The sequence below is a fragment of the Streptomyces sp. LUP30 genome (genome assembly GCF_001746365.1).
Taxonomy (GTDB): domain Bacteria; phylum Actinomycetota; class Actinomycetes; order Streptomycetales; family Streptomycetaceae; genus Streptomyces.
In genome coordinates this window covers 1-24078 of the sequence record NZ_MJAJ01000063.1, presented here as the reverse complement: position 1 = coordinate 24078, position 24078 = coordinate 1, and the positions used below count along the sequence as shown (strand labels likewise).

Annotated in this window: 24 protein-coding genes, 1 pseudogene and 1 riboswitch; of the genes and pseudogenes, 20 read left to right on the top strand and 5 right to left on the bottom strand. The window is 72.0% G+C overall.

Going from position 1 to position 24078, the window contains the following annotated elements; genetic code table 11:
* Window positions 1-80 precede the first annotated feature (80 nt).
* From lepB to BG482_RS35140, 8 genes are all read left to right on the top strand, one after another.
* A complete protein-coding gene (lepB, locus tag BG482_RS35175; RefSeq protein ID WP_069773280.1) occupies window positions 81-857 on the top strand; it encodes a signal peptidase I in 777 nt (258 codons plus the stop codon).
* Window positions 847-1383, top strand: a complete 537-nt coding sequence (locus BG482_RS35170) for an NUDIX hydrolase (protein ID WP_069773279.1) — start codon at window positions 847-849, stop codon at window positions 1381-1383. The genes lepB and BG482_RS35170 overlap by 11 nt, the downstream gene beginning before the upstream one ends.
* Before the next feature lie 56 nt (window positions 1384-1439).
* Window positions 1440-1748 carry a DUF2469 domain-containing protein gene (locus BG482_RS35165; protein ID WP_055510545.1) on the top strand — a complete coding sequence of 103 codons (309 nt, stop codon included), beginning with the start codon at window positions 1440-1442 and terminating at the stop codon, window positions 1746-1748.
* Window positions 1749-1875: 127 nt separating this feature from the next.
* Complete coding sequence (locus BG482_RS35160; protein WP_069773278.1) at window positions 1876-2253, top strand: YraN family protein; 378 nt, start codon at window positions 1876-1878, stop codon at window positions 2251-2253.
* 1 nt (window position 2254) lies between these two features.
* On the top strand, window positions 2255-3880 hold the full coding sequence (locus BG482_RS35155) for a YifB family Mg chelatase-like AAA ATPase (protein WP_069773277.1): 1626 nt from the start codon (window positions 2255-2257) through the stop codon (window positions 3878-3880).
* Entirely contained in the window at window positions 3877-5037 is a 1161-nt protein-coding gene (gene dprA / locus BG482_RS35150; RefSeq protein ID WP_069773276.1) for a DNA-processing protein DprA, read from the top strand. Before BG482_RS35155 ends, dprA begins: the two co-directional genes overlap by 4 nt.
* Before the next feature lie 262 nt (window positions 5038-5299).
* Complete coding sequence (whiG, locus tag BG482_RS35145; protein WP_069773275.1) at window positions 5300-6142, top strand: RNA polymerase sigma factor WhiG; 843 nt, start codon at window positions 5300-5302, stop codon at window positions 6140-6142.
* Between the two features lie 94 nt (window positions 6143-6236).
* Window positions 6237-6794, top strand: a complete 558-nt coding sequence (locus BG482_RS35140) for a TetR/AcrR family transcriptional regulator (RefSeq protein ID WP_069773274.1) — start codon at window positions 6237-6239, stop codon at window positions 6792-6794.
* A 70-nt stretch (window positions 6795-6864) separates the two neighbouring features.
* On the opposite strand, the gene BG482_RS35135 is transcribed toward BG482_RS35140, so the two are convergent.
* Window positions 6865-7563, bottom strand: coding sequence for a murein hydrolase activator EnvC (locus tag BG482_RS35135; protein ID WP_256096579.1), 699 nt, complete (start codon window positions 7561-7563; stop codon window positions 6865-6867).
* A gap of 338 nt (window positions 7564-7901) precedes the next feature.
* On the opposite strand from BG482_RS35135, the gene rpsB reads away from it, so the two are divergent.
* The 12 genes from rpsB (at window position 7902) to BG482_RS35075 (ending at window position 20594) form a co-directional block, all read left to right on the top strand.
* Entirely contained in the window at window positions 7902-8840 is a 939-nt protein-coding gene (gene rpsB, locus BG482_RS35130) for a 30S ribosomal protein S2 (RefSeq protein ID WP_069773272.1), read from the top strand.
* A gap of 156 nt (window positions 8841-8996) precedes the next feature.
* The gene (tsf, locus tag BG482_RS35125) at window positions 8997-9833 is read left to right on the top strand and encodes a translation elongation factor Ts (protein ID WP_069773271.1); all 837 of its coding nucleotides are present in this window, start codon (window positions 8997-8999) and stop codon (window positions 9831-9833) included.
* Between the two features lie 189 nt (window positions 9834-10022).
* Window positions 10023-10781 carry a UMP kinase gene (pyrH, locus tag BG482_RS35120; RefSeq protein ID WP_069773270.1) on the top strand — a complete coding sequence of 253 codons (759 nt, stop codon included), beginning with the start codon at window positions 10023-10025 and terminating at the stop codon, window positions 10779-10781.
* 173 nt (window positions 10782-10954) lie between these two features.
* On the top strand, window positions 10955-11512 hold the full coding sequence (frr, locus tag BG482_RS35115; protein ID WP_069773301.1) for a ribosome recycling factor: 558 nt from the start codon (window positions 10955-10957) through the stop codon (window positions 11510-11512).
* A complete protein-coding gene (locus BG482_RS35110; protein WP_069773269.1) occupies window positions 11512-12708 on the top strand; it encodes a phosphatidate cytidylyltransferase in 1197 nt (398 codons plus the stop codon). The genes frr and BG482_RS35110 overlap by 1 nt, the downstream gene beginning before the upstream one ends.
* Window positions 12709-12847: 139 nt before the next feature.
* Window positions 12848-13297: an SRPBCC family protein gene (locus BG482_RS35105; protein ID WP_069773268.1), complete on the top strand. Its 450-nt coding sequence runs from the start codon at window positions 12848-12850 to the stop codon at window positions 13295-13297.
* A gap of 219 nt (window positions 13298-13516) precedes the next feature.
* Window positions 13517-14377: a hypothetical protein gene (locus BG482_RS44305; RefSeq protein ID WP_069773267.1), complete on the top strand. Its 861-nt coding sequence runs from the start codon at window positions 13517-13519 to the stop codon at window positions 14375-14377.
* Window positions 14378-14653: 276 nt separating this feature from the next.
* Window positions 14654-15760, top strand: coding sequence for a 23S rRNA (adenine(2503)-C(2))-methyltransferase RlmN (gene rlmN, locus BG482_RS35095; protein ID WP_069773266.1), 1107 nt, complete (start codon window positions 14654-14656; stop codon window positions 15758-15760).
* 22 nt (window positions 15761-15782) lie between these two features.
* A riboswitch (TPP riboswitch) is annotated at window positions 15783-15891 on the top strand.
* A 78-nt stretch (window positions 15892-15969) separates the two neighbouring features.
* A complete protein-coding gene (locus tag BG482_RS35090) occupies window positions 15970-17061 on the top strand; it encodes a thiamine ABC transporter substrate binding subunit (protein ID WP_069773265.1) in 1092 nt (363 codons plus the stop codon).
* The gene (locus tag BG482_RS35085; RefSeq protein WP_079142535.1) at window positions 17037-18710 is read left to right on the top strand and encodes an iron ABC transporter permease; all 1674 of its coding nucleotides are present in this window, start codon (window positions 17037-17039) and stop codon (window positions 18708-18710) included. The genes BG482_RS35090 and BG482_RS35085 overlap by 25 nt, the downstream gene beginning before the upstream one ends.
* Entirely contained in the window at window positions 18710-19732 is a 1023-nt protein-coding gene (locus BG482_RS35080; protein ID WP_069773264.1) for an ABC transporter ATP-binding protein, read from the top strand. The genes BG482_RS35085 and BG482_RS35080 overlap by 1 nt, the downstream gene beginning before the upstream one ends.
* 25 nt (window positions 19733-19757) lie before the next feature.
* Window positions 19758-20594, top strand: a complete 837-nt coding sequence (locus BG482_RS35075; RefSeq protein ID WP_069773263.1) for a maleylpyruvate isomerase family mycothiol-dependent enzyme — start codon at window positions 19758-19760, stop codon at window positions 20592-20594.
* A 78-nt stretch (window positions 20595-20672) separates the two neighbouring features.
* On the opposite strand, the gene BG482_RS35070 is transcribed toward BG482_RS35075, so the two are convergent.
* The 4 genes and pseudogenes from BG482_RS35070 to BG482_RS35055 form a co-directional block, all read right to left on the bottom strand.
* Entirely contained in the window at window positions 20673-21395 is a 723-nt protein-coding gene (locus BG482_RS35070; RefSeq protein WP_176741549.1) for an LAETG motif-containing sortase-dependent surface protein, read from the bottom strand.
* 163 nt (window positions 21396-21558) lie between these two features.
* A complete protein-coding gene (locus BG482_RS35065; protein WP_069773262.1) occupies window positions 21559-22686 on the bottom strand; it encodes an LOG family protein in 1128 nt (375 codons plus the stop codon).
* Between the two features lie 107 nt (window positions 22687-22793).
* Window positions 22794-23213, bottom strand: a complete 420-nt coding sequence (locus tag BG482_RS35060; RefSeq protein ID WP_069773261.1) for a VOC family protein — start codon at window positions 23211-23213, stop codon at window positions 22794-22796.
* Window positions 23214-23373: 160 nt separating this feature from the next.
* Window positions 23374-24078, bottom strand: a pseudogene (locus BG482_RS35055) (hypothetical protein); the annotation flags it as partial.

Genomic DNA, 24078 nt, shown 5'->3' with positions numbered 1-24078 from the left:
CCAAGCTTGTGACCGAGGCCGGGGAACTCCGGGGGCGAAGGGCTGACCCGGTTCGGTACCGCCGGGTAGGGTGCGGATCCATGGGTGGCGAGAGCACTACGCGTACGGCCCCGCACAGCGGCGGCGGCACCAGCAGTGGCCCGGTGGGCAGCCGGACCGGACAACGCCTGTCCGGTCTGGCCGTCGCACTGGGCCTCGTGCTGTTCCTCGGCGGTTTCGGCTGGGGAGCCCTGGTCTACCGGCCGTACACCGTGCCCACCAGCTCCATGAGCCCGACGATCGCCGCCGGCGACCGGGTGCTGGCCGAGCGGGTCGACGGCGGTGAGGTGCGGCGCGGGGACGTCGTCGTCTTCACCGATAAGACCTGGGTGAGCAACGCGCCCGTGGTCAAACGGGTGGTCGCGGTCGGCGGCGACACGGTCTCCTGCTGCACCGACGGCAAGCTGACCGTCAACGGCAAGCAGATCGAAGAACCGTATCTCCCCGCGGGCAGCCTGGCCGAGAACAAGAACATCCCGACCGTGAAGGTCCCGGACGGCCGGCTGTTCCTGCTCGGCGACGAGCGGGAGGGCTCCCTGGACTCCACCGCCCACCTCACCGACGCCGCCCAGGGCACGGTCGCGCGCAGCGCCGTCAAGGCCCGCGTCGACGCCGTCGTCTGGCCCATGAACGGCATGCTGAAGCGGCCCACGGGCTTCGAGACGCTCGGCGGCCTCTCCCAGCCGGGCCCGCTGGGCACGATCGGCTGGCTGATCGTCGGCGGAGCGGTGCTGGTCCTCGGCGGCGGGGCCTACGGCCCGATCGCCAAGCGGACGTCGGGCCGCCGGGCCCGGCCGGAGCCCGCCGGTGCCCGCTGAGACGGCGGACGAGCCGACGGGGACGGGCGTCGACTCCCACGGAGGCGGGCTGCGCAAGGTCGCCCGCGTCGTCCTCCTCGACCCCCGGGACCGCATCCTGCTGCTGCACGGCCACGAGCCGGACGACCCCGCCGACGACTGGTGGTTCACGCCCGGCGGCGGCGTGGAGGGCGACGAGACCCGTGAGGAGGCCGCCCTGCGGGAACTCGCCGAGGAGACCGGCATCACCGAGGTCGAGCTGGGCCCGGTGCTGTGGCGGCGGGTGTGCTCGTTCCCCTTCGCGGGCCGGCGCTGGGACCAGGACGAGTGGTACTACCTGGCCCGTACGACGCAGACGGTGATCCGGGCGACGGCCCTGACCGAGCTGGAGCGGCGCAGTGTCGCCGGATCGCGTTGGTGGACGTGTCGGGAACTGACCCAGGCACATGAGACGGTGTATCCGACCAGACTCGCCGAGCTGCTGAGCACGCTGCTCGACGAAGGTCTCCCGGCCGGACCGGTGACCCTAGACACGGAAATCGTCTAGGGGCGCACGGGACTGGCGCACAATGGGGAGATCGCACGGCTGAAGGGGAACATGCCATGAGCGCCGAGGACCTCGAGAAGTACGAGACCGAGATGGAGCTGAAGCTCTACCGGGAGTACCGCGATGTCGTCGGTCTGTTCAAATACGTGATCGAGACCGAGCGGCGTTTCTACCTCACCAATGACTACGAGATGCAGGTGCACTCGGTCCAGGGCGAGGTGTTCTTCGAGGTGTCGATGGCGGACGCCTGGGTGTGGGACATGTACCGGCCGGCCCGGTTCGTGAAGCAGGTGCGGGTGCTCACGTTCAAGGACGTGAACATCGAGGAGCTGAACAAGAGCGATCTGGAGCTCCCGAGCAGCTGAGTCCTGCGCGGTCTCCCCTTGCGTCGCCCATGTGGGTGGCGGAGTTTTCCACAGCCGCCGGATCGTCCACCAAGATCCTTTCCTAGGCGGCGGATGCGTGAGCGTGGGTGCCGGAGGTGGTGCCCACATGAGCACGAACACGGACCTGGCCCGGGGAGCACTCGGCAGGTACGGCGAGGATCTCGCCGCGCGACGGCTCGCCGAGGCCGGGATGACGGTCCTGGAGCGCAACTGGCGCTGCGGCAGGACCGGTGAGATCGACATCGTCGCCCGGGACGGCGACGTTCTGGTCGTCTGCGAGGTGAAGACCCGCAGGGGCGGCGGATTCCAGCACCCGATGGCCGCGGTGACGCCGGAGAAGGCCGAACGGCTGCGCGCTCTCGCCGCGCGATGGATCCAGGCGCACGGGGGAGCCCCACCGGGCGGCGTCCGCATCGACCTCGTCGGCGTGGTCCTGCCCCACCGCGGGGCGCCCGTCGTCGAGCACGCGCGGGGGGTGGCCTGAGATGGGGTTCGCGCGTACGTGCTCGGTGGCGCTGGTCGGCGTCGAGGGGGTCGTCGTCGAGGTCCAGGCCGACCTGGAACCGGGGGTGGCCGCCTTCACGCTGGTGGGACTGCCGGACAAGAGCCTGAGCGAGAGCCGGGACCGGGTGCGGGCGGCGGTGGTGAACTCCGGCGCCGAGTGGCCGCAGAAGAAGCTCACGGTGGGCCTCAGCCCGGCCTCCGTGCCCAAGGGCGGGTCGGGCTTCGATCTCGCCGTCGCCTGCGCCGTGCTCGGCGCGGCCGAACGCATCGACCCCAGGGTGCTCGCCGACATCGTGATGATCGGGGAAGTGGGCCTGGACGGACGGGTCCGCCCGGTGCGGGGCATCCTCCCCGCGGTGCTCGCCGCCGCCGACGCCGGATACGAGCAGGTGGTCGTGCCCGAGTGCGCCGCCGCCGAGGCCTCGCTGGTGCCGGGCGTCTCCGTGCTCGGCGTGCGCAGCCTGCGCCAGCTGATCGCCGTCCTCGCGGACGAGCCGGTGCCCGAGGAGGAGCCGGACGAGGCGGGCCGCCCCGATCCGCTCCTGGCCGGGCTGCGGATGCCCGGCACCGGCGCGGCCACCGGCATGCACAGCATGGGCGCCGCCCAGCAGGACCAGGAGCACGACCTCGCGGACGTGGTCGGACAGCGCTCGGCGCGCACCGCCGTGGAGGTGGCCGCGGCCGGCGGACACCACCTCTTCCTGGAGGGGCCCCCGGGCGCGGGCAAGACCATGCTCGCGGAGCGGCTGCCCGCGGTGCTGCCCCGGTTGAGCAGGCAGGAGTCGCTGGAGGTCACCGCGGTGCACTCGGTGGCCGGGCTGCTGCCGCCGGGCAAGCCCCTCATCGACGTGCCCCCCTATTGCGCGCCGCACCACTCGGCCACGATGCAGTCGCTGGTCGGGGGCGGCCCCGGCGTCGCCCGCCCCGGCGCCGTCTCACTGGCCCACCGCGGGGTGCTCTTCCTCGACGAGACCCCGGAATTCGGCAGCCACGCCCTCGACGCCCTGCGGCAGCCGCTGGAGGCGGGCCATGTGGTGATCGCGCGCAGCGCGGGCGTGGTGCGGTTCCCGGCTCGGTTCCTGATGGTGCTCGCCGCCAACCCGTGCCCGTGCGGCCGTTTCTCGCAGCGCGACTCCCTGTGCGAGTGCCCGCCCTCCGCGATCCGCCGCTACCAGGCACGGCTGTCCGGCCCGCTGCTCGACCGGGTCGACCTGCGCGTCGAGGTCGACCCGGTCAGCCGGGCCGAGCTCGCCCACCGCGGACCCGGCGGCGAGTCCACCCGGACCGTCGCCGACCGGGTCCGGGCCGCCCGCGAGCGCGCCGCGGTCCGGCTGGCGGGCACCCCGTGGCGGACCAACAGCGAAGTGCCCGGCCGTGAGCTGCGCAACCGCTGGCACGCCGCTGCCGGGGCCATGGACGAGGCGGAGCGCAACCTGGAGCGCGGGGTGCTGACCGCGCGAGGCCTCGACCGTGTTCTGCGCGTCGCCTGGACCGTCGCCGACCTCGTCGGTCACGACCGGCCGGACGCGATGGACGTGGCCCTGGCCCTGCAGTTGCGCACAGGGGTGCCGCGCGGAGTCCCGATGGCCCTCGGGGCGCTGACGTGAACGCCGGCGGCGCCCCGGCCGACGACCGGCTCGCCCGGATCTTCCTCGGGCGGGTCGTCGAGCCCGGGGACGAGGTGAGCGGCCAGTGGGTGCGGGAACGCGGCGTGCCGGAGGTGGTGCGCCGGTTGCGCGGTGACGGGGAGCCGCTGCCCGGGGTGACCGCCCGACGCTGGGCCGGGCTGCTGGCTAGGGCCGCGCAGGCCGACCCGGAACGCGATCTCGCCGTCGCGCGGGAAGCCGGGGTCCGCTACGTCTGTCCCGGCGACGCCGAGTGGCCGGGCACGCTGGACGAGCTCGGAGACGCCCGGCCGCTGGGGCTGTGGGTGCGAGGGCGGCCCAGCCTGCGCATGTGGGCGTTGCGGTCGGTCGCCGTGGTCGGCGCCCGCGCCTGCACCGAGTACGGCGCCCACATGGCCGCCACCCTGGCCTGCGGCCTCGCCGAACGAGGGTGGGTGGTCGTGTCCGGCGGGGCCTACGGAGTCGACGGCGCGGCCCACCGGGGCGCCCTCGGCGCGGGCGGCGCCACCGTCGCCGTCCTCGCCTGCGGGGTCGACCGGCCCTACCCGAGCGGCCACACGGAGTTGATCGGCCGGATCGCGGAACAGGGTCTGGTGGTGGGGGAGTTGCCGCCCGGCGACCACCCCACGCCGAGCCGGTTCATCCTGCGCAACCGGGTGATCGCCGCGCTCACCCGGGGCACGGTCGTCGTCGAGGCCGCCCACCGCAGCGGCTCGCTGGTCACCGCGAGGGCGGCGCAACGGCTGGGCAGGCACACCATGGGCGTCCCCGGCCCGGCCACCAGCGGACTGTCCGCCGGGGTCCACGAACTGCTGCGGGGAGAGGCGGTGCTGGTCACCGACGCCGCGGAGGTCGTCGAACTGGTCGGCGACATGGGGGAGCTGGCCCCGGACCGGCGCGGGCCGGAGCTGCCGCGCGATCTGCTGGAGCCGGACGCGCGGCGGGTCCTGGCCGCCCTCCCCGCCCGGCGGCCCGCCGCGCCGCGCGAGATCGCCCGCGAGGCCGGCACCACACCGGACGACGCGATCGCCCGGCTGTACGAACTCAGAGCTCTCGGCTACGTCGAACGACACGGCGACGGCTGGAAGTTGACACGCCAGGCGATGGTCTCCGTTCGAGGGGGTCGGCCCCGATGTTGACCGGAGGTGTTCGGCCGTCCGGGGGAACGCCGAAAGCCTTGATAATTCAGGTAGTTGACCCGCTCGACCGTCACCCGCAGCGACCGCCGTGCCCCTGGAGTGCGCTCAGCGGAACGTATCTGCGTACCGGTCCGGGCACGTTCTTCGCTCACCGCGACACCCCAGTCACGCTACGCTCACGTGAATTCCGGCACAGACCGGACCACTGCACCATGCGGTACCGACCACACGCACTTCACGGCAGAACGGCACAAGGCGACGAATGCCCCAGCACACCTCCGGGTCCGACCGGGCGGCGATCCCCCCAGCCGCCCGTGACGGTGGCAGCGTGCGGCCGCCCGCTCCCTCGACGCTCGATGAGCTGTGGCGGTCGTACAAGGCGACAGGGGACGAGCGGCTGCGCGAGCAGCTGATCCTGCACTACTCGCCACTGGTGAAGTACGTGGCGGGACGGGTGAGCGTCGGTCTGCCGCCCAATGTGGAGCAGGCGGACTTCGTCTCCTCGGGGGTCTTCGGACTGATCGACGCGATCGAGAAGTTCGACGTCGAACGGGAGATCAAGTTCGAGACGTACGCGATCACCCGGATCCGGGGCGCGATGATCGACGAACTGCGGGCGCTGGACTGGATCCCGAGGTCGGTGCGGCAGAAGGCGCGCAACGTGGAGCGGGCCTACGCCACGCTGGAGGCGCGGCTGCGGCGGACGCCCACCGAGTGCGAGGTGGCCGCCGAGCTGGGCATCGCGGTCGAAGAACTGCACGCCGTGTTCAGCCAGTTGTCGCTGGCCAACGTGGTGGCACTGGAGGAACTGCTGCACGTCGGGGGTGAGGACGGCGACGGCCTCAGCTTCATGGACACGCTGGAGGACACCGCCGCCGACAACCCGGTGGAGGTGGCCGAGGACCGGGAGCTGCGGCGGTTTCTGGCCCGGGCGATCAACACGCTGCCCGACCGCGAGAAGACGGTCGTCACGCTGTACTACTACGAAGGGCTGACGCTCGCGGAGATCGGGAACGTGCTGGGGGTGACCGAGAGCAGGGTCAGCCAGATCCACACCAAGTCCGTGCTCCAGCTGCGCGCGAAACTGGCGAGCTTCGGTCGCTGACCCGGACGGACGACACGAACGCGGTCGGCGTCGCTCCCGTCGGGGGCGGCGCGTCCGTAAAGTGGTCGACGTGCCAAGGATTCGAGCGGCCTCCGTGGCCGAGCACCGGTCGATGCAGCGTGCCGCCCTCCTGGACGCGGCGCGCACCCTGCTGTCCGAGGGCGGGACGGACGCGCTGACCTTCCCGGCCCTCGCCGAGCGGACGGGTCTCGCGCGTTCGTCCGTGTACGAGTACTTCCGGTCGCGGGCCGCCGTGGTCGAGGAGTTGTGCGAGGTCGACTTCCCCGTGTGGACGGCGGAGGTCGAGGCGGCGATGGCCGCGGCCGACGGGGCGGAGGCCAAGGTCGAGGCCTATGTGCGCCGGCAGCTCGCGCTGGTCGGGGACCGGCGCCACCGGGCCGTCGTGGCGATCTCGGCGAGCGAGCTGGACGCGGGCGCCCGGGAGAAGATCCGCGCGGCGCACGGCGCGCTCGTGACGATGATCGGCGAGGCGCTGGCCGACCTGGGGCACGCGGAACCCCGCCTGACCGCCATGCTCCTGCAGGGCGTCGTCGACGCGGCGGTGCGGCGCATCGAACTCGGGGCCGCCGAGGAACCCACGGCGATCACGGATGCGGCGGTGGCGATGGCCCTGCGCGGGGTCCGCGGCTGAGGGACCGGACGGGCGGGGCCGACGCACCGCTCACGGCAGGGGCCCGCGGTCCGGGAGCGGCTGGCCCGGCTCACGGCGGGGGCACGCCGAGGACCGGTAGGAGTCGGGCCGGGAGCCTTCGCCTCAGCCAGGGCGGCAGCAGTGACAGCGGGTCCAGGTAGGTCTCGCCTCTGAGCAGTCCCCAGTGCACGCAGCCGCCGTCGCAGTGCGAGCCCGCGGGTTCGACCGTGCCGACGACCTGGCCCGCGACCACCATGTCGCCCTGGCGCACAGACGCCCGTACCGGCTCGTACGTCGTCCGCAGCGGGGGCTCGCCGGTGGCCGAGAGTTCCAGCGCGACGACACCTCTCCCCCCGACCGGTCCGGCGAAGGACACCCTCCCGGCGGCCACCGCCCGTACCGGGGCGCCCGGCGCCGCCGCCAGATCGACCCCGCGGTGGCCGCGGGCGTACGGCGTCGCCGGTGGCTCCCAGCCCCGGACCACCGGCGGGCGCGAGCCCACCGGCCAGACCCGGGCCACCGCCGGGACCGCCGGGACCGCCGGGGCGCCCGGGACCGCCGGGGCGCCCGGGACAGCGCGGGCGGCCGGGTTGACTGTGGCCGGTGACGCCGGTGACGCCGGTGACGCCGGTGACGCCGGTGACGCCGGTGGGCCGGGAGAGGGTACGGGGGCTCGGGGCGGGGGCAGCGGGGCCGCCCAGCCCGTGGACGCCAGGATCATGATCGTCAGCAGCGGCGCGAGGCCGCCGAGGAGTCGTTTCGCGTGCATGCGAGAACCGTTCCGCATTCCGTCCGTCACGGTCCGGACCTGTGGACCGCCCGGCGGTTGTGGACAGCGGCGTCACCCGACGCCGGTTGTGGACAGCGGCGTCACCCGACGCCGGTTGTGGACAGCGGCGTCACCCGACGCCCCCCGGGTCCCGTACACTTCTTCTGGCGATCCGGGTCACCGGGTCGACTTCGCACGCCCCGGTAACGGGGACCGGCTCCGGTCGGTTCTCCGATACCCGCGCCCCTCGGTCCTCAGTGGCTCGGCGCATCGCGGGCGTCAGGCGCGGGAGCCGTCCGGCCCCCGCGGCACAACCGAGAAAAACAAGGAGAACGGCCATGGCCGTCGTCACGATGCGGGAGCTGCTGGAAAGCGGCGTCCACTTCGGTCACCAGACCCGTCGCTGGAACCCGAAGATGAAGCGCTTCATCTTCACCGAGCGCAACGGCATCTACATCATCGACCTGCTCCAGTCGCTGTCGTACATCGACCGCGCCTACGAGTTCGTCAAGGAGACCGTCGCCCACGGCGGCACGGTCATGTTCGTCGGCACGAAGAAGCAGGCGCAGGAGGCCATCGCCGAGCAGGCCACCCGCGTCGGCATGCCTTACGTCAACCAGCGCTGGCTGGGCGGCATGCTCACCAACTTCTCGACCGTCTACAAGCGCCTCCAGCGCCTCAAGGAGCTCGAGCTCATCGACTTCGAGGACGTCGCCGCCTCGGGTCTGACGAAGAAGGAGCTCCTGGTCCTCTCGCGTGAGAAGGCCAAGCTCGAGAAGACCCTCGGTGGTATCCGCGAGATGTCCAAGGTGCCCAGCGCCGTCTGGATCGTGGACACCAAGAAGGAGCACATCGCGGTCGGCGAGGCCCGGAAGCTCAACATCCCGGTCGTCGCCATCCTCGACACCAACTGCGACCCCGACGAGGTCGACTACAAGATCCCGGGCAACGACGACGCGATCCGCTCCGTCACCCTGCTCACCCGCGTGATCGCCGACGCCGTCGCCGAGGGCCTCATCTCCCGTTCCGGCGTCGCCACCGGTGACAAGGGCGAGAAGGCCGCGACCGAGCCGCTGGCCGAGTGGGAGCGCGACCTCCTCGAGGGCGAGAAGAAGGCCGACGCCGAGACCGCGGACGAGGCCGAGAAGCCCGCCGAGGCCGCTGCCGAGGCCCCCGCCGCCGAGGCTCCGGCCGCCGCCGAGGCCGAGGCCGAGGCTCCGGCCGCCGAGGCTCCCGCCGCCGAGGCCGCTCCGGCCGCCGAGGGCGAGCAGGCCTGATTCAGGCCGTGAGCCGTGCGGTCGCCGTCGCGTCCGCACGGCCTCAGGGATGAAGTGACGGCGGGGGGCGCCGAGTGCGCCGCCCGCCGTTCACCCACAGCCCCCAGATCTTCGTAGATCTTCGAGACTTCGAACTCCGAGAGAGATTCACAGATCATGGCGAACTACACCGCCGCTGACGTCAAGAAGCTCCGTGAGCTCACCGGCGCCGGCATGATGGACTGCAAGAAGGCGCTGGACGAGGCCGAGGGCAACGTCGACAAGGCCGTCGAGGCGCTCCGCATCAAGGGCCAGAAGGGCGTCGCCAAGCGCGAGGGCCGCTCCGCCGAGAACGGCGCCGTGGTCTCGATCATCGCCGACGACAACTCCTCCGGCGTCCTCGTCGAGCTGAAGTGCGAGACGGACTTCGTCGCCAAGGGCGACAAGTTCCAGGCCGTCGCCACCGCGATCGCCGAGCACGTCACCAAGACCTCCCCGGCCGACCTCGAGGCGCTGCTCGCGTCCGAGATCGAGGCCGGCAAGACCGTCCAGGCGTTCGTGGACGAGGCCAACGCCAACCTCGGCGAGAAGATCGTGCTGGACCGCTTCGCGCAGTTCACCGACGGCTACGTCAGCGCCTACATGCACCGCACGATGCCCGACCTGCCCCCGCAGATCGGTGTCCTCGTCGAGCTGGACAAGCCGAACGCGGAGATCGCCAAGGGCGTCGCCCAGCACATCGCCGCCTTCGCGCCGAAGTACCTCTCCAAGGACGACGTGCCGGCCGAGGTCGTCGAGTCCGAGCGCCGCGTCGCCGAGGAGACCACCCGCGCCGAGGGCAAGCCCGAGGCCGCCCTGCCGAAGATCGTCGAGGGTCGCCTCAACGGCTTCTTCAAGGACGCCACGCTGCTCGGTCAGCCGTACGCGCTGGACAACAAGAAGTCCGTCCAGAAGGTCCTGGACGAGGCCGGTGTCACCCTGAAGCGCTTCACGCGCATCAAGGTCGGCATCTGAGTCCGTACCGCGATCGACGCGTCGGCCCGATAGGGTCGGGTGCAGTCGTCCGGTACGCCGTCACGCGCACGCGTGGCGGACGACAGCAGATCTGACGAGGAGGCCATTGCCGCGCACGGGTTGCCCACGACACCCCACCGGCAGTGGCCTTCTTCGTATGTGCACCACGTGAAAGAGGCGGGATCTCCCATGACCACCAAGGCCCAGAAGAGCGACGACGGCAAACTGCACGGCCGGTTTCTGCTGAAGCTGTCCGGTGAGGCATTCTCCGGCGGCGGAGGCCTGGGCGTGGACCCCGACGTGGTGCACAAGATCGCCCGGGAGATCGCGGCCGTCGTCCGCGACGGCGCCGAGATCGCGGTCGTCATCGGCGGCGGCAACTTCTTCCGCGGCGCCGAGCTCCAGGTGCGCGGCATGGACCGGGCCCGTTCGGACTACATGGGCATGCTCGGCACGGTCATGAACTGCCTCGCCCTCCAGGACTTCCTGGAGAAGGAGGGCATCGACAGCCGCGTGCAGACCGCGATCACCATGGGGCAGGTCGCCGAGCCGTACATCCCGCTGCGGGCCGTGCGGCACCTGGAGAAGGGCCGCGTGGTCATCTTCGGCGCCGGCATGGGCATGCCCTACTTCTCCACCGACACCACCGCCGCCCAGCGCGCCCTGGAGATCGACGCCGAGGCGCTGCTCATGGGCAAGAACGGTGTGGACGGCGTCTACGACTCCGACCCGAAGACCAACCCGGCGGCCGTCAAGTTCGACGCCCTCGGGTACGGCGAGGTCATCACCCGGGACCTGAAGGTCGCCGACATGACCGCGATCACGCTGTGCCGCGACAACAAGCTGCCGATCCTCGTCTTCGAGCTTCTCGCCGAGGGCAATATCGCCCGCGCGGTCAAGGGTGAGAAGATCGGCACGCTCGTGGGTGAGCAAGGCGGCCGGTCCTGACCGGCGCCATCCCGGTTTTCCACGACAACGTCTGACCGGGGGACGGACCCCGGTCGCAGGATGGACAATGTCCTGCCGGTCGGGAACCGTGCAGGAAGAAGACGCGACGCAGCCGGCCGCCGCCCTCGCAAGGATCCGCAGCCGGGCCTACTCAAGACACGCAGGAGCAAGTGGTGATCGAAGAGACCCTCCTCGAGGCCGAGGAGAAGATGGAGAAGGCCGTCGTGGTCGCCAAGGAGGACTTCGCCGCGATCCGCACCGGCCGTGCGCACCCGGCGATGTTCAACAAGATCGTTGCCGACTACTACGGCGCGCCGACGCCGATCAACCAGCTGGCTTCGTTCTCCGTGCCGGAGCCGCGCATGGCCGTCGTGACCCCGTTCGACAAGACCGCCCTGCGCAACATCGAGCAGGCGATCCGCGACTCCGACCTGGGCGTCAACCCGAGCAACGACGGCAACATCATCCGAGTGGTGTTCCCCGAGCTGACCGAGGAGCGCCGCCGCGACTACATCAAGGTCGCCAAGGGCAAGGCCGAGGACGCCAAGGTGTCCATCCGCGCGGTCCGCCGCAAGGCCAAGGACGCGATCGACAAGCTGATCAAGGACGGAGAGGTCGGCGAGGACGAGGGCCGCCGTGCCGAGAAGGAACTCGACGACACCACCGCGAAGTACGTCGCCCAGGTGGACGAGCTCCTGAAGCACAAGGAAGCGGAGCTGCTCGAGGTCTGATGAACGACTCTTCCTGGGGCTCACCGCCACACGCCGGGTCGCGGGCCGGGTACTGGGGGCCCGCCGACCAGGGGCCTGTCCAGGGGGCCGCCCCGGCGGGTCCCGCGTACGATGCGCCTGAGGCGCAGCAGACTCGCCCCATGCCCATCGTCCCCGACGTACCCGCACACGGCGGAAACCAGGATGACGACCGGGGGGCCGCACGGCTGGGCGGCCCCTTGTTCCACGACGAGAAGTACGGCAACGCGCCCTACGGCGGCGAGCCCCACGGCCTCGCCGCCCACGGCGACGACACCCCGACGGCACAGCCCCCTGCGGCGGCGCCGCAGAATCCGGAGCCCATGCCCGACGCCCCTCACCCGGCGCCCGCGCCGCAGAAGAAGAGCGCGGGCCGAGACCTGGGCGCGGCCATAGGGGTCGGGGTCGGGCTCGGCGCGGTCATCGTCGCGTCGCTGTTCGTCGTCAAGGCCGTGTTCGTCGGTGTGGTGGCCGTCGCCGTCGTCGTCGGCCTGTGGGAGCTGACCAGCAGGCTGCAGGAGCGCAAGGGCATCAAGGCGCCGCTCGTGCCGCTCGCGGTCGGCGGCGCCGCCATGGTGGTCGCCGGATACGTCCGGGGGACCGAGGGCGCCTGGGTCGCCATGGCCCTCACCGCGCTCGCGGTGCTGGTCTGGCGGATGACCGAACCGCCCGAGGGCTACCTCAAGGACGTCACGGCCGGCGTCTTCGCGGCCTTCTACGTCCCGTTCCTGGCCACGTTCGTCGCCCTGATGCTCACCGCCGACGACGGAGCGTTCCGCGTCATGACCTTCCTGGTCCTGACGGTCGTCAGCGACACGGGCGCGTACGCCGTCGGCTGGCGCTTCGGCAGGACCAAGCTCGCCCCGCGCATCAGTCCGGGCAAGACCCGCGAGGGCCTGCTCGGCGCGGTGGCGTTCGCGATGGTCGTCGGTGCGCTGTGCATGCAGTTCCTCATCGACGACGGCGCGTGGTGGCAGGGGCTGGTGCTCGGTTTCGCCGTCGCGGCCAGCGCCACGCTCGGCGACCTCGGCGAGTCCATGATCAAGCGGGACCTGGGCATCAAGGACATGGGAACGCTGCTTCCGGGCCACGGCGGCATCATGGACCGGCTGGACTCGCTGCTGCCCACGGCGCCCGTCGTCTGGCTGCTGCTCGTGCTGTTCGTGGGCTCCGGCTGACCCGCGCGCACACCGGCTCCTGCGGGCCCTCGTCCTGATCGTCGGGACGGGGGCCCGCTGCCGTGGTCGCGGGGCCGGGCCGGTGGGACGATTCTGGTGAAGGCCGCAGGGGGGATCGCCCTGAAAGGGGGCGGGCTGTATGTCCGACTTCCATGAATCGATCGACGTCGACGCCACTCCCGATGACGTATGGGCCTATGTCATCGACCCCTCCCACCTGCCCGAATGGCAGGCGAGCGCGGTCTCGGCGGAGCCACTGGACCCCGGGCCGGCCGGTGTCGGCTCCCGGGTGCGGGTCACGCGGCACGTCGGCAACCGGGAAATGCCGATGACCATGGAGTACACCGAGTACGACCCGCCGCACGCCTGGGCGCTTCAGGGCGTCGACGGGCCTGTGCGCGGCCACTTCCACGGCGAGATCCTCCCGATCGACGAGGGCCGCCGCTCCCGCGTGATCATGGACCTCGACTTCGAGGGCAAGGGCATGGGCAAGCTCCTCGTGCCCCTCGTCGTCCGGCGTCAGGTCCGCAAGGAGTTCCCGGTGAACGAACGTCTGCTGAAGGACCGCCTGGAGCACCGGTCGGCATAGCGCCCGAGGCTCCTTCTCCGGTGGGCGGATGGGCGGACATCCCTCAGCGCGCGGGTCGATCCCGGCCGCTTTCGCCGGCTCATTCGCCGCTCGCGCACTCCTCGCCCCGCGGTGCGCATCGCTCACCCGCCCACGCCGGACAGCCGTTACCGTCGACCGTCAGGGCCGTCGACCCTCACGTGTCGACAAGTCGATTTCGGGCATCGCGAGGGGACCGGTATGACCGTGGGCGGGGAAGAGCGGGACGTCGACTTCGCGCCGATGACGACGCGGGAGCGTGAGGGGCGGGCGCTCAAGGTGCTGCGCACGGCTCGCGCCGCCGCCCGTCTCCTCGAGGACGGACGGAACCCGGACGAGCTCGCGGACCAGGTGCAGGAACTGTGGAGGGCGGTTGCGCGGTTGCTGCCGGAGCTGCCCGACCCCGTCCCCCTGGACGCCGATCACCAGGAGGAATTCATCCGGTGCGCGGAGGACCTGGCGAAACTCCTGCGGGCCTACAACTGGCCTGACGAGGTGCTGAGTCCGGGAACTGGGGACGAGGCGGTGAGGGCGGAGAACGTCGGGGAGAGGGGGACTGCCGCCGGCTTCGACGCCCTGGGCAAACTCACCTTGCCGACGGCCCCCGCGGAGGGGTGGGCGATAGAGCTCGTCAACAGGGCGGCAGAGGGGAACGGGAAACTGGAGCGGGGGGTCAAGGTCGGCAAGTATTTCGTGCACCCCACGCCCTTGCTCATTCTGGACGACTTCACGAAAACAGTGGGGCAGGCGGTGGCCTCGCTGCACGTCAAGAAACTGACCTGCTGCGTGAACGACCTCAGCGAGGTCCTGAAGGACGGCTGTCTCCTCGACTTGCTGGGACACGGCCCGGGCTGCCCGGAGCCACCGAACAGCCGCGTCAGCCCGGACGGCCTCGACAGCAGCCACCTCCTGGACGTCCTCGACAGCAGCCACCTCCTGGACGGCCTCGGCAGCAGCCACCTCTTGGACGGCCACGTCCGCTTGGACGACCGGGACAGTACCGGCAGTCCTGCCGTCCACCCGGATGACCGAGCGGCCGACATCGACGGCCCGGAGGTCTGACTCCCCCGTCGTCGTCTCCCGCCGCAGGGTCTTCTCCCGGCAGTCCGGTCGAACGTCGTCTCGCCGGGCTCGCCGGGCTCGCCGGGCTCGCCGGGCTCGCCGGGCTCGCCGGGCTCGCCGGGGCCGAAGCGGGCGGAACCGCCGCTGCCTGGGCACGGCCGGGCGAGTCCTGGGCCGGGCGAGGTCGACCCCCGCTGGCGGGCGAAGCTGCGGGGTGACCGCCCCCACCCCGCTCCGGCCTGGGGGCCGGATTCGATCTGCGACACTGGAAGGGTTATGCCGAAGCCCGGAGAACTCACTTTCGTCGCCCCCCGCGGAGCCAAGAAGCCGCCGCGGCATCTCGCCGACCTCTCGCCCGCCGAGCGGAAGGAGGTCGTGGCGGAGATCGGGGAGAAGCCGTTCCGTGCCAAGCAGCTCTCGCAGCACTACTTCGCCCGGTACGCGCACGACCCGGCGGAGTGGACCGACATCCCCGCCGGCGCCCGCGAGAAGCTGCGTGAGGCGCTGCTGCCGGATCTGATGTCCGTGGTCCGGCATCTGTCGACGGACCAGGGGACCACCCGCAAGACGCTGTGGCGGCTGTTCGACGGCACGCTCGTGGAGTCGGTGCTCATGCGGTACCCGGACCGGGTGACCATGTGCATCAGCTCGCAGGCGGGGTGCGGGATGAACTGCCCGTTCTGCGCGACCGGACAGGCCGGGCTCGACCGGAACCTGTCCACCGCCGAGATCGTGCACCAGATCGTCGACGGGATGCGGGCGCTGCGCGACGGGGAGGTGCCCGGCGGACCCGCCAGGCTCTCCAACATCGTCTTCATGGGGATGGGCGAGCCGCTCGCCAACTACAAGCGGGTCGTCGGCGCGATCCGCGCGCTGACCGACCCGGCTCCGGACGGGCTCGGACTGTCGCAGCGCGGGATCACCGTGTCGACGGTCGGGCTGGTGCCGGCCATCCACCGGTTCTCCGACGAGGGTTTCAAGTGCCGGCTGGCGATCTCCCTGCACGCTCCGGACGACGAGCTGCGCGACACCCTCGTCCCCGTGAACACGCGGTGGAAGGTGCGCGAGGTGCTGGACGCCGGGTTCGAGTACACCGAGCGGTCGGGCCGCCGGCTGTCCATCGAGTACGCGCTGATCCGGGACATCAACGACCAGGCCTGGCGAGGTGACCGGCTGGGCCGGCTGCTGCGCGGCAAGCCCGTGCACGTCAACCTCATCCCGCTGAACCCGACGCCGGGTTCGAAGTGGACCGCCTCCCGGCCGGAGGACGAGAAGGCCTTCGTCGAGGCGATCGCCGCGCACGGGGTGCCCGTGACCGTCCGGGACACCCGTGGTCAGGAGATCGACGGGGCGTGCGGTCAGCTCGCGGCCACCGAGCGGTAGTCTGAGGACCGTACACATCTTCATATTCCGACAGGGGAGCGCCACAGCGCTGAGAGTGCGGCACCCAGGCCCGCAGACCCTCTGAACCTCGCCCAGGTCATTCTGGGTAGGAAGTTCGGTCATCACTCGAGCTGTTGCGCCCTGCCCGGAGTCCCGTGCGGACCCGGGCGGGGCCGCGTCTCTTCCTGGTCAACCCAGGAGGAAAACCAGTGCAGAACAAGACCTTCGTGGCCGTGGCCGTCGGGCTCGGCCTGGTCGCGGCGCCCGCGTTGTCCGCGTGCGGGTCCACGGACGGCAAGGGGGCGGCGGGGTCCACGGAGTCCAAGACCGTCACCCTCGTCAGCCACGACTCGTGGGCCGTCTCCAAGAGCGTCCTCGCCGACTTCGAGAAGCAGTCCGGGTACAAGGTGAAGGTCCTCAAGGACGGCGACGCCGGGCAGGCCGTCAACAAGGCGATCCTCACCAAGGACAACCCGCAGGGCGACGTCTTCTTCGGCGTCGACAACACCCTGCTGTCCCGCGCCCTCGACAACGGGCTGTTCCAGCCGTACGAGGCCAAGGGGCTGGCGCAGGTCGGCGGCCAGTACCAGCTGGACGCGAAGAAGCACCGCGTCACGCCGGTCGACTTCGGCGACATCTGCGTCAACTACGACAAGGCGTACTTCGCCGCGCACAAGCTGGCCCCGCCCGCCTCCTTCGACGACCTGCTGAAGCCCGCCTACAAGAACCTCCTCGTCACCGAGAACGCCTCCACCTCCTCGCCCGGCCTCGGCTTCCTGCTCGGCACGGCCGCGAAGTACGGCGACGGAGGCTGGGAGGGGTACTGGAAGAAGCTCAAAGCCAACGGCGTGAAGGTGGTCGACGGCTGGGAGCAGGCCTACAACGAGGAGTTCTCCGGCTCCGCCGGCGGCAAGAACGCGAAGGCCGACCGGCCGCTCGTCGTCTCGTACGCCTCCTCGCCGCCCGCCGAGGTGATCTACGGCGACCCGAAGCCGGCCACCGCCCCGACCGGCGTCGCGACCGGCACCTGCTTCCGGCAGATCGAGTTCGCGGGCCTGCTGAGCAACGCCGGCCACAGCGAGGGCGGCAAGGCGCTGATCGACTTCCTGGTCGGCAAGGAGTTCCAGGAGGACATGCCGCTCAACATGTTCGTGTACCCGGTGGTGAAGGGCGCCGCCGTGCCCGCCGAGTTCACCCGGTTCGGGCCTGCCGCCAAGGATCCCGAGACCATGGACCCGGCGAAGATCGCCGACCGTCGCGACCAGTGGGTCAAGTCGTGGACCTCGCTCGTACTGAAGTAGCCCCGCGCAAGGGAGCCAAGGGGAGCGCGGCGGCCAGGCTCGGTCTCCTGGCCGTGCCCGTCGCGTTCTTCGCGGTCTTCTTCGCCTATCCGGTCGCCGCGATCGTCGCCCGGGGACTCCACGTCGACGGGTCGTGGCGCTTCGGGCGGCTGCGGGACGTGCTCGGGCAGTCCGACATCCGGCATGTGCTGTGGTTCACCACCTGGCAGGCGCTCGCCTCCACCGCGCTCACACTGCTGGTCGCGCTCCCGGGCGCGTACGTCCTCGCGCGTCTCGACTTCCCGGGCAGGCAGGCGCTGCGCGCCGTCGTCACCGTTCCGTTCGTGCTGCCGACGGTCGTCGTCGGCACGGCGTTCCTCGCGCTCGTCGGACGCGGCGGGCTGCTCGACGAGCTGTGGGGGGTGCGTCTCGACACCACCGTGTGGGCGATCCTGCTCGCGCACGTCTTCTTCAACTACGCGGTAGTGGTACGGACGGTGGGCGGGTTGTGGGCGCAGCTCGACCCGAGGCAGGAGGAGGCGGCGCGGATGCTGGGCGCGTCCCGGCTGCGGGCCTGGCGCACGGTGACCCTGCCGGCGCTCGGGCCCGCCGTCGCCGCGGCCGCGCTGATGGTCTTCCTCTTCACCTTCACCTCCTTCGGTGTGGTGCAGATCCTCGGCGGGCCCACCTTCTCCACCCTGGAGGTGGAGATCTACCGGCAGACCTCCGAGATCTTCGACCTGTCCACGGCCGCCGTCCTCACGATCGTCCAGTTCGCTGCCGTCGGAGCGATCCTCGCCGTGCACGCCTGGACGGTGCGGCGGCGGGAGACCGCGCTGCGGCTGGTGGACGCGGCCGGAACGGCGCGCCGGCCGCGCGGGACCGGGCAGTGGGCGCTGCTGGCCGGGGTCCTCGCGAGCATCGCCGTGCTGCTGGTCCTGCCGCTCGCGGTGCTGGTGCAGCGCTCGCTGGACGCGCCCGGGCTCGCCTACTACCGGGCGCTGACCGCGGACGACGGGAACGTCTTCCTGGTCCCGCCGATCGACGCGATCGGCAACTCGCTTCAGTACGCGGTCGCCGCGACCGCGATCGCCGTGGTCGTCGGCGGCCTCGCCGCGGCCGCGCTCACCCGCAGGGACGCCGGACGGCTGGTCCGGGGCTTCGACGCGCTGCTGATGCTGCCGCTGGGCGTCTCCGCGGTGACCGTGGGCTTCGGGTTCCTGATCGCCCTCGACGAGCCGCCGCTGGATCTGCGCGCGACGTGGATCCTGGTGCCGCTGGCCCAGGCGCTGGTCGGCGTGCCCTTCGTCGTGCGGACCATGCTGCCGGTGCTGCGGGCGGTGGACCACCGGCTGCGGGAGGCGGCGGCCGTGCTCGGGGCCTCGCCCTGGCGGGTGTGGCGCGAGGTCGACCTGCCGATGGTGCGCCGGGCGCTGCTGGTCGCGGCCGGGTTCGCCTTCGCGGTGTCGCTGGGGGAGTTCGGGGCGACGGTGTTCATCGCACGGCCCGACAACCCGACCCTGCCGGTGGCCGTGGCACGGCTGCTCGGCCGGGCCGGTGAACTCAACTACGGCCAGGCGATGGCCCTTTCGACGATTCTGATGGTGGTGTGCGCGGTGGCCCTGCTGGTGCTGGAGCGGCTGCGGACCGACCGGGCGGGGGAGTTCTGATGCGACTGCTCGAACTGGAGCGGGCCACCGTGCGGTTCGGTGGGCGGGCGGTGCTGGACGCCGTCGATCTGGCGGTCGCCGAGCATGAGGTGGTGTGCGTGCTGGGGCCCAGCGGCAGCGGCAAGTCGACGTTGCTGCGGGCCGTGGCCGGTCTGCAGCCCCTGGACTCGGGGCGGGTCGTGCTGGACGGACGCGACCAGTCGGGGGTGCCCGCGCACCGGCGCGAGCTCGGGCTGATGTTCCAGGACCACCAGCTCTTCCCGCAGCGCGATGTCGGCGGCAACGTGGCCTTCGGACTGCGGATGCACGGCATGCCCCGGGGCCGGCAGGGCGAGCGGGTGGGGGAGTTGCTCGAACTCGTCGGGCTGCCGGGCGCGGCCGGACGGGCCGTGGCCTCGCTCTCCGGCGGTGAGCAGCAGCGGGTGGCGCTGGCCAGGGCCCTCGCGCCGCGCCCCCGGCTGCTGATGCTCGACGAGCCGCTCGGTCAGCTCGACCGGTCGCTGCGGGAGCGGCTGGTGGTCGAACTGCGCGAACTGTTCGGCCGGTTGGGGACCACGGTGCTGGCCGTCACGCACGACCAAGGGGAGGCGTTCGCGTTGGCCGACCGGGTCGTGGTGATGAGGGACGGCCGGATCGCCCAGTCCGGTACGCCGCTCGAGGTCTGGCAGCGGCCGGCGGACGCGTTCGTGGCCCGCTTCCTCGGATTCGACAACGTGGTGGAGGCCACCGTCACGGGCGAGGTCGCGGTCACGCCGTGGGGCAAGACGCCGGTGCCGGCCGGGTCCGGCCAGGGGGCGCGCACCCTGCTGGTCCGGCCTGCGGGCGTGCGCCTGGGGGACGCGGACGACGGGCTGCGCTGCACGGTGGCCGCTCGCGCCTTCCGGGGCACGCATGTCGCCGTGCACCTCCAGCCGGAGGGCGCACCGAGGCTTGAGGCGGCGTGCGCGCTGCGCGACGCGCCGGAGGTCGGGAGCGCGGTGGGGGTGTCCTTCGACCCGGCCGAAATCGTGGTGCTGGACTGAGCGGCCGGCCCCTAGGGTGCTCGGTATGACTGTTCTCTCCCATGACCGGTATTGTGACGAAATCGCCCATCAGGTCGGTGAGTTGAGGACGGTCGTGACCTCCGGGACGGATCTGGCGGCGACCGTGCCGACCTGCCCCGACTGGTCGCTGGAGCAGCTCGTGCGGCACATGGGCGGCGCCCTGCGCTGGGTGGACGCGCTGGTGCGGACGCGCGCGCAGGAGAACATCCCGGACGAGCGGATCCCGCTGCTCGGCGGACCGGACGGCGTGGGCGACGCGGCCGCGCTCGACGACTGGCTCGCGGAGAGCGGTGAACTGGTCGTCGGCGCGTTGCGCGAGGCCGGCCCGGACGCGAAGGTGTGGAGCTGGGCCGGAGTGCCCGCCAGCGGCTTCTGGGCACGCCGGATGACCCATGAGATCACCGTGCACCGCGCCGACGCCGCACTCGCCGCCGGGCTGCCCTACGAGGTCGCGCCGGACGTGGCCGCCGACGCCGTGGACGAGTGGCTGCAGCTCGTGCAGTGGGTGCAGCGCCACGAGCCGCACGCGGCGGCCGGGGAACTGCTCGTCGCGGACCGCGCCATCCGGCTGCACGCCACGGACGCGCCCGCCGAGCCGGGTGCCGGACCAGGCGGGACGGCGGTACCTCCGGCCGAGGCGTGGGGCAGGGTGGTCGAACTCACCGAGCGGGGCGTCGTCTGGCGCCCAGGCCACGAGGAGACGGCGGTCACCCTGCGCGGCCCGCTCACCTCCGTGCTGCTCGCCTTCTACGGCCGGCTGCCGCTGGACGGCCCCGGGCTCGAGGTGCTCGGCGAGCGCGAGGTGCTGGAGTTCTGGCTGGAGAAGGCGAAGTTCGGCTGAGCCCGGACGAGCGGACGGCCCGCCCCCGGATCGGGGGCGGGCCGTCGGTGCTCGCTTCCTGGCGGGCGGCCGTGCGGGTCAGCGGTGGCTGGCCCCGCGGCGGCGCATCCCGAAGAACACCGCGCCGCCGCCGACGACGACGAGGACGGCCGCGATGCCGATGATCAGGCCGGTGTTGGAGTTGGCGCCGGTCTCGGCGAGGTTGGACTCCTGGGCCGCGGGCGACGGGGCGTTGCTCGCGGGGGCCGGGGGAGCGGCGCTGTCGCCCGCCGAGTCGGACGGGGAAGGCGCCGGGGCGGTCGTCCCGGCCGGCGGCGAAGCGGTCTGCGACGTCGACGAGGACGGCGTCGAGGACGGGGCGGTGGACGGCGTCGACGTGTCGTCGGCGGTGCAGGCCTTGGACGGGGTGGTCACGTTCGGGGTGATGTCGGCGTCGACGAACGTCTTCTTGCCCTTGACGGCCAGGACGTGGACCCGGTATTCGGCGTTCGGCTCCCAGGCCTCGGCGAAGGAGACCGTGACGCCCTTCTTCGAGCCGGTGACCGTCTGGGCCGTGCCGACCTGCCTGAGGTCGGCGCCGTTGTTCTCGAGGAAAACGGTGATGACGGCCGGGACGCGCGTGCCGTCCTTGTCGGTGACGGTGATGACGCCCTTCGCGCCGTCACAGGCGGCAGCGGCGGAGAACTCGGTGATGTCGCAGGCCAGTGCGGTGCCGGCGGCGCTGAGCGCAAGGGCGGCGGAGGCGGCGGTGACACCGAGCATGCGCACCGAACGGGCGGCGGTACGGCGGGAAAGGGACACGTTTGTCCTTTACGGGAAGCGCAACTGCGGGGGGTGGAGGGGGAGATGGCGCCCCCGGGTGAGCCGAGTGCGTCACCATCCCCAGCAGGCTCACAGGTCTATAAGCGTTTCATAAGCAGTGTCAATGTGGCGACCCCTCTGAGCGGTTGGTTTTGCCCGCTTATTAACCACCGAGACGTTTCAGGGCCTCCGGCGCCTCCTCGATCCGGTCGACCAGGGTGATGCGGGACTCCATCGACCGCTCCCGGGCGAGAGACCGCAGGAGCGGCCAGGCCGGCAGGCGTTCCGTCCAGTGCGCACGGTCCACCAGCACCATCGGCGTCGGCTCGCCCCGCGACTCGTAGTAGTTGGGCGTCGCGTTGTCGAAGATCTCCTGTACGGTCCCCGCGGCGCCCGGCAGGAACACCACGCCCGCGGTGCAGCGGGCCAACAGGCCGTCCTCGCGGGTGGCGTTGGAGAAGTACTTGGCGATGTGCGCGGCGAACGGGTTCGGCGGCTCGTGGCCGTAGAACCAGGTGGGCACGGCGACCGAGGGCCCGCCGCCGGGCCAGTTCGCGCGGACCTCGAACGCGGCCCGCGCCCAGTCGGTGACCGAGGGCGTGAACTTCGGCGCTTTGGCGAGGATCCGCAGGGCCTCGGTGAGCATCCCGGCGTCGAAGGGCGCGGCGTACGCGCCGAGGTTGGCCGCCTCCATGGCGCCCGGTCCGCCGCCCGTGGCCACCGTCAGTCCGGCGCGGGCCAGTTCACGGCCGAGCCGGGCCGCGCCTGCGTACTCCTCGGTGCCGCGCGCCATCGCGTGACCGCCCATCACGCCCACCACGCGCGCGCCGACGAGGAGTTCGTCCAGGGCGTCCGAGACGGCGTCGTCGTGGATCGAGCGGAGCATCGAGCCGAAGATGTCGCCGTCCGACTTCGTGCGCTGGAACCAGGCGTACGTCCGGGCGTCCGGGGTCGCCTCGTACCCCTCGTCGAGAGACGCGAACAGCTCGTCAGGGGAGTAGACGAAGCCGCGGTACGGGTCGAAGGACAGGCCCGGCACGGGCGGGAAGACCAGGGCGCCGCAGGCGCGGGTTCGGGCGGCGGCCGCCGGGTCCATCGGGCAGCCGAGGAAGACGGCGCCCGAGGAGTCGAGGGAGAGCAGGGCGTCCGTACGGTCCGTCAGGTCGACGGACTGGACGCGGAAGTGGGAGAGCGTGCCGTGAGCGGCGACCACCTCGTCGAACTCGGAGAGGGACTCGATCTCACGGTCGTGGGAACCGTCGAACGGCTGGGCGGGTGTCGTCGGATGCACCCGCCCATGCTAGGCACTGCCGCGCCGGCGATCGGGGCCGTCCCCGGATTCCGGGTCTCCGCCTCCGGCCCCGAGCCCGTCACGCCCTCGGCGCCGGTCGGCTCCGGTCAGCCCTGGACGGCCGACGGGTCCATCCAGACGACCTCCCAGGTGTGGCCGTCGAGGTCGTCGAAGGAACGGCCGTACATGAAGCCGTGGTCCTGGGTGTCGCCGCTCGGCGAACCGCCCAGCGCGAGCGCCCTGTCGACCAGCTCGTCGACCCTCTCGCGGCTCGGCGCGCTCAGTGCGATCAGCACCTCGCTGGTGGTCGCGGAGTCCGCGATCTCCTTCTTGGTGAAGGTCGAGTAGAACGGCTTGGTGAGCAGCATCGCGACGATCGTGTCGCTGATCACCACGGAGGCGGCGTTGTCGTCGCTGAACTGCGGGTTGATCGAGTAGCCGAGCTCCGTGAAGAACTTCTTCGAGGCGTCGAGGTCGTTCACGGGCAGGTTCACGAAGATCATCTGCTGGTAGGCCGAGGTGCTCATCTGGTCTCTCCCGGAGGATCGTCAGCCGCTGTGTGCGTTGTCGGTGGGGTAGACCGGGGCGCCGCCCGGAACTCATCGGCCCGGGGAGATCTTTTCTGGGCCGCTGTTCTCCGCGCGGCTTCCTGCGGTGCGGCGCGGTGCGGCGCGGTGCGGGAGCGCTTCAGCGCATCAGCGGGAGGGCCGCCAGTTCGGCCACGGCCAGGGTGAGCGGGACGAACAGCGCCAGCAGGGCGCCGGCGCGCAGGGCGGCGGCGCTGCGGAGCGTCTTGGCCGGAGCGCCGAGACGCAGGAGGGCGGCCGTGGTGTCGGCGCGGGACTGTCTGGCCTCCACGGCCGCGGTCAGCAGCGTGGCGAGGGTGCAGCCGGCCACGACCAGGGCGCCGAGGGTGGTGAGCGGGCCGAAGGAGGGGTCGGCCGGGTCGTACAGCCGGGCCGTCGTGAACGCGCCGGAGGCCACCGCGCAGACCACGCCCAGCGGACGGCCGATGCGGGAGGCCTCCTGCATCAGTCCGCGGCCCGCGAGGAGACGCAGGGCGCCGGGGCGGGCCGCCTGCAGCAGACGGCCGCACAGGTGGGTGAGGCCGGGGCCGGCGAGCGCGAGGCCCACGGCGGTGAGCGTCCAGCCGAGCAGGACGGCCGCGGGGCCGGCGGGCAGACCCCCGGGGAGGGGGAGCCCGCCGACGTCGGGTCCGCGGTCGGCGTACGCCTCGACGGCAAGCCCGACGGCCAGCAGGGCCGTGCCCCAGGGGAGGGCGGTGGGGTCGGGGGTCGGGATGTCCCGAGCGGGCGGGACGTCCTGGGGCGCGGAGCCGTTGACCGCGCCCGGCGCCGGCTCCCCGGGGGCGCCGTCCGCCGGGGCGGGGAG